At 31.4% G+C, this 18174-nt stretch carries 14 protein-coding genes; 10 read left to right on the forward strand and 4 right to left on the reverse strand.

Annotation, left to right across the window (positions count from 1 at the left end; translation table 11 throughout):
• Positions 1 to 34: 34 nt before the first annotated feature.
• The 4 genes from VBY68_RS14230 to VBY68_RS14245 all read right to left on the reverse strand — a co-directional run bounded on the left by VBY68_RS14230 (position 35) and on the right by VBY68_RS14245 (position 5231).
• A complete protein-coding gene (locus VBY68_RS14230; protein WP_415270097.1) occupies positions 35 to 2107 on the reverse strand; it encodes a PepSY-associated TM helix domain-containing protein in 2073 nt (690 codons plus the stop codon).
• Positions 2107 to 2409, reverse strand: coding sequence for a hypothetical protein (locus tag VBY68_RS14235; protein WP_121146379.1), 303 nt, complete (start codon positions 2407 to 2409; stop codon positions 2107 to 2109). The genes VBY68_RS14230 and VBY68_RS14235 overlap by 1 nt, the downstream gene beginning before the upstream one ends.
• A gap of 1 nt (position 2410) precedes the next feature.
• Positions 2411 to 2740: a hypothetical protein gene (locus tag VBY68_RS14240; protein ID WP_415270098.1), complete on the reverse strand. Its 330-nt coding sequence runs from the start codon at positions 2738 to 2740 to the stop codon at positions 2411 to 2413.
• Positions 2741 to 2828: 88 nt separating this feature from the next.
• Positions 2829 to 5231 (reverse strand): TonB-dependent siderophore receptor, encoded by a 2403-nt coding sequence (locus VBY68_RS14245; protein WP_415270099.1) that lies wholly within the window; start codon positions 5229 to 5231, stop codon positions 2829 to 2831.
• Positions 5232 to 5597: 366 nt separating this feature from the next.
• On the opposite strand from VBY68_RS14245, the gene VBY68_RS14250 reads away from it, so the two are divergent.
• From VBY68_RS14250 to VBY68_RS14295, 10 genes are all read left to right on the forward strand, one after another.
• Positions 5598 to 6755, forward strand: a complete 1158-nt coding sequence (locus tag VBY68_RS14250) for a homogentisate 1,2-dioxygenase (protein WP_099214812.1) — start codon at positions 5598 to 5600, stop codon at positions 6753 to 6755.
• Positions 6756 to 6841: 86 nt separating this feature from the next.
• Complete coding sequence (gene hppD, locus VBY68_RS14255; protein WP_121146374.1) at positions 6842 to 8002, forward strand: 4-hydroxyphenylpyruvate dioxygenase; 1161 nt, start codon at positions 6842 to 6844, stop codon at positions 8000 to 8002.
• 188 nt (positions 8003 to 8190) lie between these two features.
• On the forward strand, positions 8191 to 9108 hold the full coding sequence (locus VBY68_RS14260) for a tryptophan 2,3-dioxygenase family protein (protein ID WP_099214810.1): 918 nt from the start codon (positions 8191 to 8193) through the stop codon (positions 9106 to 9108).
• A gap of 103 nt (positions 9109 to 9211) precedes the next feature.
• Positions 9212 to 9988 carry a DUF3108 domain-containing protein gene (locus VBY68_RS14265; RefSeq protein ID WP_099214809.1) on the forward strand — a complete coding sequence of 259 codons (777 nt, stop codon included), beginning with the start codon at positions 9212 to 9214 and terminating at the stop codon, positions 9986 to 9988.
• A gap of 98 nt (positions 9989 to 10086) precedes the next feature.
• On the forward strand, positions 10087 to 11367 hold the full coding sequence (locus VBY68_RS14270; protein WP_415270100.1) for a peptidoglycan DD-metalloendopeptidase family protein: 1281 nt from the start codon (positions 10087 to 10089) through the stop codon (positions 11365 to 11367).
• A 2-nt stretch (positions 11368 to 11369) separates the two neighbouring features.
• Complete coding sequence (gene pgi, locus VBY68_RS14275; protein ID WP_415270101.1) at positions 11370 to 12941, forward strand: glucose-6-phosphate isomerase; 1572 nt, start codon at positions 11370 to 11372, stop codon at positions 12939 to 12941.
• A 217-nt stretch (positions 12942 to 13158) separates the two neighbouring features.
• The gene (locus VBY68_RS14280; RefSeq protein ID WP_415270102.1) at positions 13159 to 15756 is read left to right on the forward strand and encodes a TonB-dependent receptor; all 2598 of its coding nucleotides are present in this window, start codon (positions 13159 to 13161) and stop codon (positions 15754 to 15756) included.
• A 101-nt stretch (positions 15757 to 15857) separates the two neighbouring features.
• Positions 15858 to 16280: a hypothetical protein gene (locus VBY68_RS14285; protein ID WP_273693727.1), complete on the forward strand. Its 423-nt coding sequence runs from the start codon at positions 15858 to 15860 to the stop codon at positions 16278 to 16280.
• A 127-nt stretch (positions 16281 to 16407) separates the two neighbouring features.
• Positions 16408 to 17136, forward strand: a complete 729-nt coding sequence (locus VBY68_RS14290) for a lysophospholipid acyltransferase family protein (protein WP_415270103.1) — start codon at positions 16408 to 16410, stop codon at positions 17134 to 17136.
• A 38-nt stretch (positions 17137 to 17174) separates the two neighbouring features.
• Complete coding sequence (locus VBY68_RS14295; RefSeq protein ID WP_099214803.1) at positions 17175 to 18155, forward strand: acyl-ACP desaturase; 981 nt, start codon at positions 17175 to 17177, stop codon at positions 18153 to 18155.
• Positions 18156 to 18174: the final 19 nt, after the last annotated feature.

Raw genomic sequence — 18174 nt, forward strand, 5'->3', positions numbered from 1 at the left:
GGACTAAGGAAATGTAGATTAAGCTTATTGTATGTTAAATATCTTTAATCCATTTATAAATATTAATAATTAAAAATACACTTGCAATAGCAACCAGAAGAAGCATAAATATTTCAGAAACATTACTTGACTCATGTAAGATAGCTTCTAAGAAATGATATACGTTATACAAACCAGCAATACTTGCCCATACGATTGAAGTTACTTTAAACCATTTTTTAGAAATTTCAATAGTTAATAACCCAAAAAGCAAACACATTCCTTCAAATAAAATACGATATATGTGATGTATAAAAGGAGCTTCACCAGTTGCCCCCTCCATCATTAAGGTTTCATTGTAGTATATATTAAACAGTCCGTAAATGTGGTGAACTATCCAGCCAATTGCTAAAAATATCCAAAGGATTATAATTTTTGTTCTCATAGGTATGTGGTTTTTATTGTTTAATAATTGTTTCTTTTCGTTAGTTAAATCTTTAGCTGTTTTTTGTGCTTCTTCAGCTAATAACTGTTTGCGATTTTTATAATCTATAGGGTGCTTTGTGAAAGCACTTTTAACTTTTGCATCAGGTTTAATTTTAAGGTAGATGAATAGCGCAGTAACTGAAATACCTATCCATAGTAAATCAACTGTAAGAATGTCAAATTGCTTAGCTTTATAAGTATTCCAAATCCAGTTATTGGAAATAATGCCACTAGTAACTGGAACTAAAAAGCCAAGAACTGCACCTACTAATAAAGTAGTTTTGTTTGTGAGGTAATTATTTCGTTTAAATCTAAAATAGAGAGTTGCCAATAACCAAATAACAAAAAACCAAGTATATAAAATATTCATTTTTTGAGTTTGATAAGCCTCTGGTAATAATTTTACGACCAAGAAAAATAAGGCAATAACAGGAAATAATGACAAGCAAATAGCAAGATAAATATGCCCTACCTTGGCAGTGTAAAGGCGTTGCTTTAAGCTCATGCTTTTTTTATTGCGAGCTTCAATCCAAATTAATACACCTGTAATAATTACAAAGCAAGTAATAATCGCAAGGATAAAGTAAATAGCTTTTACAGTAATACCTCCAAAATTACCATAGTGTAAACGGCTTACAGAAAGTTGAATATCATCTGTATACTTACTTTCATTAGGATTTCTTACAATCGAAGTTTTATTGGTCTCAAAATCATAAAATATCATTCCCGAACTTAAAAAGCGTTCTTTATAATCTAGTTCACCAATCAAGCAATATTTCATGTTGGTACCGCCATAGTTTTTAATTAAAACATAATTTGAGTTAAAATGAGACCAGCGGTTAGCATTTTCTTTTACAAATTTATTGACACTAGAAATTTCTTTGTCAGTTTTAGCAATCCATTCATACGATGTACGGTCGGGGCGCAAATCTTCCATTAGTTTATCTTGATCACCACCATATAAAAAGTTTGCAGGAAGTAAAACAAACAAACTTAAACAGAAATAAGCAGCAGTAACAGCGTACATAAACTGAAAAGGAAGTCCTATAATTCCTAATGCAGTATGTGCGTCTGTCCAGACTCTTTTTAAAGCAATTTTGGGATTGAACTGGTAAAAGTTTGAAATAATTTTTTTCCAATGCACAATCACTCCAGTAACAATAGCAAATAAAAAGAACAAGGAAACAAAACCAGCAAGGTAAATTCCAATAGTAGGAATTTGTGTAAAGAAATGTAAGCGGTATAAAAACTCTCCTAAGCCATATTTCTCTACATAACTAGCTGTTTCACCAGTATGAATATTTATTGCCTGATAGTTTTGATATTTTGCTTCATCAGGAATGTTTACTGTGTCTTTTGCAGCTGAGGTTAAGACATAGATGTTGTCGCTTTTATGCCCTAAGTAAAAACGAATATCTCTACTCGTTAAATAATGATTTTCTGAGAGTTTTTTTAATAAAGAATCATAATCAATATTTTCTCTAGCGATATTTTGTGAATGTTTACCATCTTCCCAAGCTTCAATTTCATCTTTAAAAAGAGCAAAAGCACCTGTAAAAAAGATAACATATAAGGCTACACTTATAACAATACCACTAACTGTATGTGTATTGAAAAATACATTGTAATTTCTGTTACTCATTATACAAATGGATTTTGTTGATTTCCGAAGTAATAAATTACATATAGGATTATTGAAATTATGAGATATAAAATCCAAACTTTCCATCCATTTTTAAACAAGTAAGGAACAATTAACAAAGCGCCCCAAACAATAAAAATGGTATAAATAGAGGTGATTAGTACTTCTTTTGGATTGGGTAGCCATAAAACTAAACACATATGTAGTAGAGCACTTATGATGTATCCACCAATGAGACCAGCAGAGATTTTTGCGAACTGCTGCCAAGGTGATTGGTTTAAATATTTAGAATTAGCAGGCATATTAAAAAATGAGTTCTATTAAAAAAGTTAACGTAAATAAGACAGTTAAAAAAGCATAGTTTATCACTCTTAAAGGAGTAATGAGAATGATAAGACTTAAAAAGAGAGAGGCAGCTACAATCCAAGTAATAATTCCAGCTGAAAGTCCAAAAAAAGTGATTGATAATAATAAACCTACTAATAGGAAGATTAATCCAATTATATTAGTAAAATGTTTATGAGACTGAAACCATTTTTGCAAAGAAAAAGTATTTGATAAATAAGCTTTTTCAGAAGTGTTATACAAAGCATAACATCCGAGGAAAATAATAAGAAAAGTAACTGTTTTCATAGTGGTTTAATCAAAGAACAAAACCCTGAACATAAAAATTCAGAGTTTTGTGTTTACAACATTTAATAATTCAAATAGCTATTCATATTTAAAATTTATAACTAACAGTACCTAAGAAAGCTCTTGGAGCTTGAGGAGTTATAGTACTCCATCCTGTATAGTATTCTTTGTCTGTTAAGTTGTTTCCTTTTACACTAATTCTAAATTTATCGACTTCATAATAAATTGAAGCATTAAAAATAGTATAGGCTGGTAAGTAAAAATCTCCTACGGATGGGTACCCTACCATAGTATCGTATTTACTAGCACCGTTAAATCCAAAACCTAACCCTAGGTTTTTAACAATACCGTCTTGAAATTTATAATCAGCCCAAAAATTGTAAGAAGTTTCAGGTCCTGCTTCAGCTAAACGTTTGTCTACTAAGTCAGGTCTTGATTTCGACTCTGTAACTTTAGCGTCATTATAGCTAATACCACCACGTAAGTTTAATCCATTAACAGGGTTTGCGTTTACTTCTAGTTCAAAACCTTTACTTTTAACAGTACCATCTTGTAAATTTGTATCAAGCATTACTTTATCTTTTACTATAATATTGTAGTAGCTTAAAGTAGTTTCCAATTTGTTATTAAATAGATTTGTTTTTACACCAAACTCTAACTGATTGGCTTGTTCCAAATCATAAGATTGTAATTTAGTAGGTCCTTTAGGATTTGAAATATCTTCAGGTATTCTTTTTGGATTTACGTAAGAAAATCCATTTTGATAATTGGCAAAAACAGATAGTTGATCTAAAATTGGTTGGTAAACAATTCCGAACTTAGGTGAGAAGGTAGATTTTGTATATTCTTTTTCGTCATCGCTTGGGTCGTTTGCATCACCTTTATAATTGAATCGATCATAACGAACTCCTGCCATTACAGAAAGTTCAGGTAAAATATTTACTACATCAGAAACATAACCACTAAGAACATTTTGATTTATATCAGAATTTGATCTGTCAACATTAGCTAAAACAGTATCAAGACTTGCTCTTGTTGTTGGTAAATTAGCAAAGCCAAAAGCAGGAGGTACAGGAATTAGTTGCCCTTGTGGGTTCACAACATTAATTCCACGATAACCAGAACCATTATCTATAATTTGTGACTCTAAATAATCAACACCAACTACCACTCTATTTCTAACAGAACCTAGCTTAAAGTCTCCTGTAAAGTTTTGTTGTAAACTAAGAGTATTAGTAGAAGCATCTGTTTTTTGAGCATATAATCCAAATAAATCATCTTGAACATTGTATAAGTAGGTGTAATATCCTTTTGATTTTGTGTTGCTGCCAGCTACGATTGTTTGAGAAGACCAGTTATCGGTAATTTTATAAGCAGCTTCACCTCTATAATTTTGATTAGGGTTTTTAATAGAAATGTCGTTGTTTGTTAACGATTTATCTCTATCGTAATTTAGCTCTGTTAAGTTTTTAATGGTAAGAGAAGCTCCTCTGTTTAAAAATAGAAAAGTTTGATTTGTTTGATCTGTCGATGACAGTTCATAATTAAAATTCAAAGTCAATCTATTATTTACTTTATAAGATATAGCAGGAGCTAAAAACAATGCCTTTCTAAAACCGGCATCTTGAAAACTATCTTGTGTTTGATAACCTGCGTTTAATCGTAATGAGATGTTTTCATTTTCTTCAAGGTTAGTGTTAAGGTCAACAGTTAGCTTTTTAAAACCAAAAGAACCTCCACCAACAGTAATGTTTCCGCCAGTTCCTTTATATGGTTTCTTAGTAACAATATTAATTAAACCTCCGTATGATGTTACAGTACTTCCGTATAAAGTAGCAGAAGGTCCTTTTACAACCTCAATTCTTTCTACATTATCAGGGTTTATAAAGCCATTTGTAATTCCAGGAATACCATTAACTAATTGTGGTTGAACAGAAAAACCACGAATAGAATAGTAACCCGCACCGTCACCACTTCTACCAGTTGAAGACCATAGTTTTTCAACTCCAGTTGTGTTTTTTAAGGCTTCTTCAAAGCTAGTAACAGACTGTGAAATCAATAATTGATTAGTTACAGTACTATATACTTGTGAGTTTTCAATGTTTTTTAAAGGTAGTTTTGCTACATAAGCAGTCTTTTTTCTAGAAAACTTGTTTTTTCTATGAGTGTCAACGGTTACCTCGTTAAGTATTTCATTACCTTCATATAAAGTAATTTGTAAGTTTTGTGTATTGCTATTAGTTTTTACATTTTTAGTTTTAAAACCAACATAGGATACTATCAATGTTATTTCTCCTTTTTTGGAGATAGGGATTGTAAAGTTACCATCAATGTTGGTTTGCACCCCTTTTTGAGTTCCTTCAATAAGTATGTTAACACCTATTAAAGGGTCATTATTGTTGTCTAATACAGTACCACTAATCTTTTCCCCTTGTGCTACTGAATTTACTATTCCTACAAACAGTAAGACTGTTGTTAAAAAGCCCTTCATTTCTTTCTTATTTAGATTTAATAAAAATTATTTAATATCGCAAATGTATCCCAGAGAGGTTAAGTATCAAAATTTATTTAGATTAATTTTAAATAAAAAAATCTAAAATTTTGAAATTTAATGAGATATCAACATCTTTTTAAATTTGGTATATTTGTAAAACGCAACTAAAAACCTATTAAAATGCATTGGAAAGATCTTTTAGCGCATTTAAAGTTCATGATAAAACGGAATCCGGAGTAGCTATTATTGATTGATTTTTGGAGTTAGTCACTACTAATAACAATGAGTAGAATAAACTGACTAATAAAGAAAGAGAGTTAATTGAAAGATTAACACATTGTTGAATTATCAAATTAAGAAAAGATGCCTTTTTATCATAAATTAGGAAAAATTCCACACAAGCGACATATTCAGTTTCGTAAAGAAGACGGAAGTTTATATTACGAACAATTATTTGGTACGATTGGTTTTGACGGAATGTCTACCAATAGTTACCATGAATATAGACCAACAATGGTCAAAGAAATCCGTAAGCAATATTCGATAGCGCCTAAGGTAGCAAAAGAAAACAATATTCAATCGTATCGTTTTAGAGGGTTTCAAGTAGCACCAGAAAATGATTATTTACAAAGTAGAAAAGTAGTACTTACCAATTCTGATTGTAATATCATTTTAGCGGCTCCAAAAGAGTCTACCAAAGAATACTTTTACAAAAATACCGATGCAGATGAGGTAATTTTCATCCATAAAGGGACTGGTAAATTACGCACTATGTTAGGTAACTTAGATTTTAAATACGGTGATTACTTAGTAATTCCTCGTGGAGTAATTTATAAATTGGATTTTGATACAGAAGATAACAGGTTATTTATCGTTGAATCTTATCGTCCAGTATACACTCCAAAAAGATATCGTAACTGGTTTGGTCAATTATTAGAACACTCTCCATTTTGTGAGCGTGATATTCGTAGACCAGAAGAGTTAGAAACACATAACGAAAAAGGAGATTTCGTTATTAATGTGAAAAAACAAAATGAAATTATTGAAATGGTATACGCAACACACCCTTTTGATGTTGTTGGGTATGATGGATATAACTATCCATATGCTTTTTCAATTCACGATTTTGAACCAATAACAGGACGTATACATCAACCGCCTCCAGTACACCAAACATTTGAGACAGATGCATTCGTAATCTGTAGTTTTGTGCCTCGTTTGTATGATTATCACCCAGAAGCAATACCAGCTCCATACAATCATAGTAATATTGATTCTGACGAAGTATTGTATTATGTAGATGGAGACTTTATGAGTAGAAATGATATAGATGCAGGACATATTTCTTTACATCCAGCGGGAATTCCTCACGGACCACACCCAGGAGCAGCAGAAAGAAGTATTGGAGAAACAGTAACCGAAGAATTGGCGGTAATGGTAGATACTTTTAAACCATTAAAAGTAACTGAAGAAGCTATGAAAATAGCAGATGAAGATTATTACAAATCTTGGTTAGAGTAATTTATTATATGAATGTGATAATTTGAAAAGGTATTAAATCAATTTTCAAATTAGTTTAACTATCAAATTTTTCAAAACAGAAAGAAATGTCAAAAGAAATAAAATCAGTAAACTACGGTTTAGAAAAAATATTTGAAGGAGCACAAGACTTCTTACCACTTTTAGGAACAGATTATGTAGAGTTTTATGTAGGAAATGCAAAGCAAGCAGCACACTTTTATAAAACTGCATTCGGTTTCCAATCATATGCATACAAAGGATTAGAAACAGGATCTAAAGAAGAAGTAAGTTATGTGTTAAAACAAGATAAAATCAAATTAGTTTTAACAACTCCATTAAACAGTAAATCTCCAATTAATGATCATATTGTAAAACATGGAGATGGAGTTAAAGTAGTAGCACTTTGGGTTGAAGATGCAAGAAAAGCATATGAAGAAACAACTTCACGTGGAGCAAAATCATACATGGAGCCAACAGTTGAAACAGACGAACACGGAGAAGTTGTAAGAGCAGGGATTTATACTTATGGGGAAACTGTTCATATGTTTGTAGAGCGTAAAAATTATAACGGAACGTTTTTACCAGGTTTCAAAAAATGGGAATCAGATTATAACCCACCAGTAGCAGGTTTAAAATATATCGATCATATGGTAGGTAATGTTGGTTGGAACCAAATGGATGTTTGGGTGAAGTGGTATGAAGATGTGATGGGATTTGAAAACTTCTTATCATTTGATGATAAACAAATTCATACAGAATACTCGGCTTTAATGAGTAAGGTAATGTCTAATGGAAACGGAAGGATTAAATTCCCAATTAATGAACCAGCTGAGGGGAAAAAACGTTCTCAAATTGAAGAATATTTAGATTTTTATGAAGGTGCAGGAGTACAACATATAGCTGTGGCTACTGATGATATTATAAAAACAGTAAGTCAATTAAAATCTCAAGGAGTAGAGTTTTTATCAACTCCACCAGAAGCATATTATCAAGCAGTTCCAGGAAGATTAGAAGAGTTTAGTCACGAGTTAAGAGAAGATATTGAAAGGCTAAAATCTTTAGGAATCATGATCGATGCTGATGAAGAAGGGTATTTATTACAAATCTTTACAAAACCAGTAGAAGATCGTCCAACCTTGTTCTTTGAAATTATTCAACGTATGGGAGCTCGTGGATTTGGAGCAGGAAACTTTAAGGCCTTGTTTGAGTCAATTGAAAGAGAGCAAGAATTAAGAGGAACTCTGTAAAAATTATATTTTATAAGATAAAGCAAATCAAAAGCCAAGATTCAAGACAGTAAAAATTGCCTTGTTTCTTGGTTTTTATTATTTATATGATGAATCAAAATAGGTATTTAAATATAAAATCTCCTTTCTCATAAAACTTACTTAACCTAAAGAGTAAGAATGTAGAACAATTATAAAAGAACAAACAAATGAGTAAAGAAGAAATATTAAAAGCAATAGAAGAAAAATACGATAAATTAGGTGTTCCTGTTGAAGCAATGTTAGAAGGATTGCTTTGGAGTGAGCCTATAACCTATTGGGATTATATACAAACGGATGCACTTTTAGGACTTCAAATCCCTAGAACTACATTGCCAGATGAAATGGTTTTTATCATGTATCATCAAGTAAATGAATTGTTGTTTAAAATGATTTTGTGGGAAATTGATCAAGTGGCAAAAGCAGAAGAAATTACAGCAGATAAGTTCTCAAAACACTTAATGCGTATCAGTCGTTATTTTGATATGTTATGTAGTTCTTTTACAGTTATGGGTGATGGTATGGATGTAGAACAATACTTAAAATTTCGTAATACATTAACACCAGCGAGTGGATTTCAAAGTGCACAATACCGTAAAATTGAATTTGCCTCTACAGACCTTATTAATTTGATAGATGCACGTTATAGAGATACAATTGATAGAAATTCATCATTTAAAAATGCCTATGATCACTTATACTGGCAAGCAGCAGGGAAAAATTATACCACAGGTCAAAAAACAACTTTATTAAATTTGTTTGAGAAAAAGTATATGGGTGAATTCATAGATTTTATGGAAGATTATAATGACTGTAACCTTTCAAAAAAATTCAAGCAATTACCTGAAGAAGTTCAAGAAAATGAAGAACTAATAAAGGCAATGCGTCATTATGATTATACTGTAAATGTTAAATGGGTAATGGCACATTACAATGCAGCTGGGAAATATTTAGGAGGAAGCGATGGAGATTTAGAAGCCACTGGAGGTAGTAATTGGCGTAAATATTTGCACCCAAAATATCAAAGAAGAATTTTCTTTCCATACCTATGGAGCCAAGAAGAATTAGAAAACTGGGGAACGTTTTAAATTCTAGTAACTATAAGATAAAAGCTGTTTAATATTCTGTTAAACAGCTTTTTTTAATTTTTGGAACGGTAATTGTCTATCAATTTTCATAAGTTTGAACATTATGAGAAAAAGAATATTGTTTTTTACACTTTTAGTAGTTGCACAAAGTTTTTTTGCACAAAGTAAACCAATAGCTTATAAGAGCGGAGAATGGCTTCGTTTTGATATGAGCTATAGCGGGTTTTTAAAAGCAGGAACAGCAGTTTTACAGTTAAAAGAAAAGAATTTAAATAACCAAAAAGTACTACATGCTATAGGAACTGGTAAAACAACGGGTGTTATTAGTTGGTTTTTTAAGGTTGAAGACAGGTACGAAAGTTACTTTGGAATTGATAAAGTACAGCCTTATTTATTCAAAAGAAAAATAGATGAAGGAGGTCATAAAAAGAATCGTCATATAACCTTTAACCATAAAAAAAATACAGCGTACGTTCAAGATTTCCGTAAGCAAAAAGATACATTAATTTCTGTTAGGTCACCTCAAGACATGATTTCTACCTTCTATTTTTTAAGAAGTCAGAATACCAAAAATTTAAGAAAAGGAGATGAAATCAAGCTTGATATGTTTTTCGATAATAAAAGTTACCCGTTTAAATTACGATTTTTGGGGCACGAAACATTAAAAACAAAGTTTGGTAAGGTTAAAACACAAAAATTTAGACCATTGGTTCAAGCCGGTAGAGTTTTTAAAGCAAAAGAAAGTGTTACTATTTGGATTTCAGCAGATGACAATAAAATACCAATAAAAATGAAAGCTTCTTTAGCCGTTGGATCATTACGTGCAGAATTAGATGCTTATAAAGGATTAGCAAATCCTTTTGAAATAGTTGTTGATTAAAAATGCTACATAAGCTGTTTAAGAATTGTTAAAGTGGGAGGAAAAATAGTATTTATTTGTACTTTTGCGCATAAACTCAAATTTAAAGCAGCTTTTTTTTGAAAAAATTCATTCTTACATTCATTATTTTATGCCTTTTCTTTTCATGTAAAAAAGAAAAGAAAATAGTCGTACAAGAACCTGTCAAAATAGAAAAACCAAAGCCTGTTATAGCTTACGGTTTTAATTTAGATAATTATAAGGTTATTAACGATACCATAAAGAATGGAGAAAGTTTTGGGGTCATTATGGATAGACATCATGTAATGTACCCTAAAATTAATGAAATAGCAACTAGAATTAAAGATACTTTTGATGTAAGAAGGATACGATCAGGAAAAGCATATACAATTTTAGCTTCAAAAGACAGTTTAGATCAAGCACAGGTTTTTATTTATAAACACAACAAAGTAGAAGCTACTATTATCGATTTTAAAGATTCAATAATATCTGCATACAAACATAGAAAAAAGATAAAGACTGTTGAAAAAGAAATAGCAGGTAAGATTTACTCTAATTTATCTATGACAATGGATAGTTTACAGTTAAAACCAACACTTACCAATACGGTAGCAGATATTTATGCTTGGACGTTAGATTTTTATCGTTTACAAAAAGGAGACACATTTAAATTGATTTTTGAAGAAAAGTTTATAAACGATACAACCTTTGTCGGGTACGGTAAAGTAAAAGCAGCTATTTTTAAACATAATGGAGAAGATCTGTATGCATACAGATACGTAGCCGATTCAATTAAAAAAATTCCTGAATATTATGATCAAGAAGGGAATATGCTACGAAGAGCATTTTTAAAATCACCAATTAAATTTCAATACAGAATATCATCACGTTATAATTTAAGAAGGCGAATAAAACTTTACGGTAACAGGGTGAGAGCTCATAAAGGTACTGATTTTGCTGCTAGGTATGGAACTCCTATTATGACCACAGCTAGTGGTACTGTTGTAGAATCTGCGAGAAGAGGAGGTAATGGAAACTATGTAAAAGTAAAGCACAATAGTACTTATACAACTCAGTATTTACATATGAAAAGAAGGAAAGTAAGAGTTGGTGAATATGTAAAACAAGGAGATATTATTGGTTGGGTAGGAATGACAGGAAACACTAGTGGCCCACATGTTTGCTACCGTTTTTGGAAAAATGGACGACAGGTAGATCCGTTTCGTGAAAAATTACCCTCAGCAGAACCTTTAGACCCTAAAATAAAACCCACATATTTAGAATATATAAAACCATTAAAAAGACAATTAGACAGTATAAAGTTACCACAACCAGAACCACTTTCATTTAAAGAAAAAGAAATTTTAGCTACACATTAATTATGCCATTACAGAATATAAACCCTACAGAAACTAATGCTTGGGAGAGGTTAACAAAACATTTTAATGAGACGAAAGGTTATGAGTTAAAGGAACTGTTTCGTAAGAATAAAAGTAGAAAAGATGAGTTTTCTATTTGTTTAGACGAGTTGTTTGTAGATTATTCTAAAAACAGAATAACACAAGAAACAATTGATTTATTAGTTTCTTTAGCTGAAGAAGTTGAGTTAAAAGATGCTATTGAAAAATATTTTTCAGGAGATAAAATTAATGTTACAGAAAATAGAGCAGTATTACATACAGCTTTAAGAAGTAGTTCTGATACTCCTATTTTTATAGACGGAAAAGATGTAAAGCCTAAAATTAAAACGGCTTTACGAAAGATGAAAGCTTTTAGTAATAAAGTTATTTCAGGTAAGTGGAAAGGCTATACAGGAAAACCAATCACAGATGTCGTTAACATTGGTATAGGTGGATCGGATTTAGGACCCAAAATGGTGGTAGAAGCATTACAGTTCTATAAAAATAAACTCAACACACATTTTGTGTCAAATATTGACGGAGACCATGTTTTTGAAGTCTTAAAAAAGATAAATCCAGAAACAACACTTTTTGTTGTAGTTTCTAAGAGTTTTACAACCCAAGAAACAATTAATAATGCTAATACAATAAGAGATTGGTTTTTAAAATCAGCTACTGTTTTTGATGTTTCTAAGCATTTTGTAGCTGTATCATGTAATACTAAAGCGGTTGATAATTTTGGAATTGACAAAAAAAACATATTCCCCATGTGGGACTGGGTTGGTGGTCGATTTTCTCTCTGGTCAACTGTAGGTTTATCGATTTCTTTATCATTAGGGTTTGATAATTTTGAAAAGCTGTTAAGAGGAGCTGAAAAAATTGATGAGCATTTTAAAACCACCAGCTTTGATAAAAATATACCGGCTATATTAGCTCTTTTGAGCATTTGGTATAATAATTTCTTTGGTTCAGAAACAGAAATGGTGTTACCTTACAGTGAATATTTAGAAAAACTTCCAGCCTATCTACAGCAATCAGTAATGGAGAGCAATGGTAAAGATGTTGATAGAAATGGAAATAGAGTTGATTACCAAACAGGAACTATTGTTTGGGGAGGAACGGGAGTGAATTCACAACATGCTTTTATGCAGCTATTGCATCATGGAACAAAATTAATACCGGTTGATTTTATTGGTTTTAAAGAGTCTTTATATAGTTTAGAAGAACATCACGAAAAGTTACTTGCAAATTGTTTTGCTCAACAAGAAGCTTTAGCTTTTGGAAGAACAAAAGAAGAAGCCCATTTAGAATTAAAGGTTAATAATCAATTAAACCAAATAAATACACTTTTACCTTATAAAGTGTTTAAGGGTAATCACCCTAGTAATTCAATAACTTTTAAAAAATTAACACCTAATTCTTTAGGGATGCTCTTAGCTATATATGAACATAAAATTTTTACTCAAGGAGTTTTATGGAATATATTTTCATACGATCAATTTGGTGTTGAATTAGGAAAAGAACTAGCTCAAAAAAAACTTATAAACGATTAAATTCTATCTAATCGTATCTCTTTTACTTTTTTTAACTTAAATATAGATTTTGTTAACGATTAGATTAGAGTGTAAATCATTGTACCATAGTGTTAAAAACTTTTTTTTAGATGTTGTAAGGTCTTAATTTATTGTTAAAACTTAACATTAAGTTAATATTAGCACTAATGAAAAGCAGGATATTTGCACCTGCATTTAATAACAATTAGATTAAAAAATGAAAACATTTAAAAATGTATTACTTGTAGCTTTGTTCTTTGTAACGGCTACGGTTTTAGGTCAAACAAAAATTACTGGTACAGTAGTTGACGAAATGGGGGAACCATTACCAGGAGCTAACGTTGTAGTAAAAGGGACTACAAACGGTTCAGCAACTGACTTTGATGGGAAATTTATACTAAACGCTAGCTCAAATTCAGGGGCGGTAGTAGTATCATTTGTTGGGTATACTAAGAAAGAAGTATCTTTTTCTGGAGCTTCAGATCTAGGAACTATTGCTTTACAACCATCTAATACTTTAGATGAAATTGTGATTGTAGGTAAAGGAGTTATTGATTTAGCTGGAGGAAGAAAAACGCCAGTAGCAGTTTCTACTATTAAAGCAGCAGAAATTCAGAAAAAAATTGGAACACAAGATGTTACAATGGCTTTAGTAAACACTCCATCTATTTATGTAGCTGGGCAATCAGGAGGTTTTGGAGATTCAAGAATTTCTGTACGTGGATTTGATCAAACTAACACAGCGTTCTTATTAAACGGACAGCCAATAAACGGTATGGAAGATGGTAAGATGTATTGGTCAAACTGGTCAGGTGTTAATGATATTGCTTCTGCAATACAGATTCAAAGAGGTTTAGGAGCTTCTAAATTAGCTATTTCTTCTGTAGGGGGTACAATGAACTTCGTAACAAAAACTACAGATAAGAAAGAAGGAGGATATTTTTATGCTGGTACAGCAAATGATAATTATTATAAAGTATCTGCAGTATACAACACAGGTATGAGTGAAAGTGGATGGGGAACAAGTGTAATGCTCTCTCATTGGCAAGGTGATGGATACTTTGATGGGACTAAAGGTCAAGGTCAAACTTATTTTATTTCAGTTGGTTATAAGCCAAATGAAAAACATAATTTTAACTTTTTACTTACAGGAGCACCTCAATGGCATGACCAAAACTTTTCTAAAAGTATTCAAACTTTTTTAGATAAAGGAATAAAATACAATAATAACTGGGGTACTTACAAAGGTGAATACATGACTGAAAGAAGAAACTTCTATCATAAACCAGTATTAAACTTAAACTGGGATTACAAAATTTCTGAGGTATCTAACTTATCTACTGTTTTATATGCTTCGTTTGGTAGAGGTGGAGGAACAGGAAATAGAGGGTCTAGAGTAAGAACTGCAGATGGTCTTATAGATTATGATGCAATCTATGCAAATAACGCTGCTGCTGGTGGAGTAGGTATGTTTGGAAATGATACATACATTACTAGGTCTTCTGTAAATAACCATGCTTGGTACGGTTTAGTATCAAACTTTGAGCATGATATTAATGATAATTTAAAGTTCAATATAGGTGCAGATCTTAGAACTTACTATGGAACTCACTTTAGACAAGTAGCAGATTTCCATGGTTTAAATTCATGGACTGAGGACAGAGATTTAAAAGATAATACTCATACAAGAGTAGGTCCTACTGTAGCTGTTACTGCTACTGAAAGTTTTGGTACTAATCCTTGGTCTGCAATGTTTAATGCAGCTGGAGAGGACCAAAGAATTGATTACGATAGTAGTGAAAGAATTACTTACGGAGGAGTGTTTACTCAACTTGAATACTCAAATGACAACATGTCTGCGTTTTTCCAAGGAGCTATCTCTAATCAACAACACCAAAGATTTGATAGGTATGATTATTTACCAGAATATGAAGATTCTAAGAAAGTTGATAATTTAGGGTATAACTTAAAAGCTGGATTAGGTTTTAAAACTTCAGAAAAAGGATCTTTCTATTTTAATGGAGGTTATTACTCACGTCAACCATATCATGATAACATTTTTAATAGTTATGACAATTCTATTAACCCAAGCTCTCAAAACGAAGATATCATTGGTTTAGAAATGGGATATAGCTTTAAGTCAGAATTCTTTAGTTCAAATGTTAATGTTTACAACACTATATGGAAAAATAGAGTTGAGGCTGTTTCAATTTTTGATAACGGTGTTCTTAGTACAACAGAGAAAACAGGGCAAAGTCAATACCACAAAGGGATTGAGTTTGATTTTGTAGCAAAACCATTACAACAATTAGATGTTAGAGGTTTCCTTTCATTAGGTGATTGGACATACTCAGGATCGGTTGTTACAAGAACTTTAGATGAGGATAGAAATGTAACTGGAGCTAGTACAGTTGTAGACGTAGATGGAGGTAAAGTAGGTGATGCTGCCCAATTTACATTCGGTCTTGGTTTTGATTACTCTATTACAGATGATTTAAGTATAGATTCAGATTATAGATTCTATGATAAATTATATGCAAACGTTGGAGCAACTAAAGAAAATATAGAACTTCCTTCTTATGGTTTATTAGATGCAGGTGTATCTTATAAATTAAGATTAGGAGAAGGATCTAAATCTTTAGATTTCAGAGCTAACGTAAACAATGTTTTAGATACTGAATATATTTCAGAATTAAGAACTAACAATCCAGTTGGAGCAGGAACAACTAATACATATAAAGGTATTGATACCAGTAACCAAGGTTACTTTGGTATGGGTACAACTTGGAACTTCTCAGTTAGATATAATTTCTAATATTATAATTAGAAATAAACTTAAAACCACCTCACATGAGGTGGTTTTTTTATGCAGAAAATTCAGTATTTTTACACTAACTAAAAATGTATAAAATCATGATGAAAACTTTGCACTCTTATTGGGCATATATTGTATTAGCAGTTTTAATTTTTACTGTTGTAAATGCTATTATAGGATTAGTACAAAAAAAAGAATTTACCCATAAAGAGTTTCGTTTAGGACTATTTACTTTAATTACAACTCATATTCAACTATTAATAGGTTTAGGATGGTATTTTATGTCTCCTTGGTATAAAGCTTTAAAAGCTAATGGAGGAGAAGTAATGAAAGAACCAATGGCAAGACTATTGGCTATTGAGCACCCATTAACCATGATTATTGCCATCGTATTAATCACGATAGGTTGGTCAAAACATAAAAAACAAGTAAAAAGCGAAGCTAAGTTTAAAACCTTTACAATCTTTTATGGCTTAGCTTTGGTACTAATTCTCGCAAGAATTCCTTGGAGCAATTGGTTTTAAGATAAAATTATAGTCCCGCTTCCGCGGGATTTTCTATTTTTGCGCACTAGTAATGTTTTAGTAATGAAATCGGTATGATTAACTTATTAAATAAAAGACTAAGCAAATAACAAAAACAACTAATAGAATGAAGGTTTTAAGTTATATACTCTCATCAATCTTTGCATTGGTGTTTTTTTCTTTATTATTAATTTTTCACCCATTACAATGGTTAGGTCTTAAACTCTTTGGGCAAGAAGGACACCAGAACGTAGTAAATATTATGAATTGGTTCCTCATAAAATCATTATTGATATTAGGAATTAGAGTACAATTTGAAAATAAACAGGATTTACCAGAAAATACAACCTTAATTTTTGTGGCAAATCATCAAAGTACATTTGATATTCCGCCAATTATTTGGTATCTTAGGAAACACTACCCAAAATTTGTGTCAAAAAAAGAGCTAGGAAAAGGAATTCCTAGCATTTCCTTCAACTTAAAATACGGAGGAGCAGCTTTAATTGATAGAAAAGATGCCAAACAAGCATTGTCAGAATTAGGAAAATTTGCGAAACAAATAAAAGAAAATAAATGGTCTGCGGCTATTTTTCCTGAAGGAACAAGAAGTAGAACTGGAAAACCTAAGTCATTCTCCGTTAATGGGCTTAAAATGATAGCAAAATACAATCCAGAAGCTTATGTTGTTCCTCTATCGATTAATAACTCGTGGAAAGTATTTAAATACGGAAAATTTCCATTAGGAATTGGAAGCCCGATAAAAATAAAAACTCACGAACCAATAAAGGTAAACAGTGTACCGTTTGATGAGTTAATGTCTAAAACAGAAACAGCTGTAAAATCTGGGATATACTAGATGAAAACAACAATAAATATAAACCCTTAAAATAAATTATGTCAATACAAAACATTAGAAAGGAAGTAATGCAAACGCTGGAAAAAAACATTGACAGTTTTGTAGACAAATTCTTAATGCCAATTGAAAAAATTTGGCAACCAACCGATTTTTTACCTAATTCACAACAAGATTCTTTTATAGAAGAAGTAAAAGAGATTCAAGAACTATCAAAAGAGCTTGATGATGATTTTTGGGTAGTTTTAGTAGGAGATACTATTACTGAAGAAGCATTACCAACCTATGAGTCATGGTTATTAGACTTAGATGGAGTAACACAACAACCAGATAATGGTTGGGCAAAATGGATTCGTGCTTGGACTGCAGAAGAAAACCGTCATGGAGATGTGTTAAATAAGTATTTATACCTTTCAGGAAGAGTAAACATGCGTGAGGTAGAAGTATCTACACAACACTTAATTGCAGACGGATTTGATATCGGTACAGCTACCGATCCTTATAAAAACTTTATATACACAAGTTTTCAAGAATTAGCAACGTATGTTTCACACAATAACGTCGCTAAGATTGCCAAAAAGCAAGGACACAAAGCATTGGCTAAAATGTCTAAGATTATTGCAGGAGACGAAATGCGTCATCACTTAGCGTATACTGAATTTGTAAAAGAAATTTTTAAGATAGACCCAAGTGAAATGATGTTGGCTTTTCAACACATGATGAAACACAAAATAGTAATGCCTGCAATGCATTTAAGAGAATCTTTTGGTGAAAAAGGAAGCCTGTTTGATGATTTTTCAACAGTAGCACAAAGAGTAGGAGTATATACTGGTTTTGATTATGTAGATATTTTGAAAAAATTAAATACGACATGGGAAATTGATAAGATTACCAATTTAACTCCAGAAGCAGAAAAAGCAAGAGATTTCTTAATGAAATTACCAGACAGAATGTACCGAATCACAGAACGTATCGTAGTACCAGATACAAAATTCAATTTTAAATGGATGATTCCTGCATAAAAGTAAAAAAGCAACCGAA

Source organism: Tenacibaculum ascidiaceicola, from assembly GCF_047470925.1.
Lineage (GTDB): Bacteria > Bacteroidota > Bacteroidia > Flavobacteriales > Flavobacteriaceae > Polaribacter > Polaribacter discolor.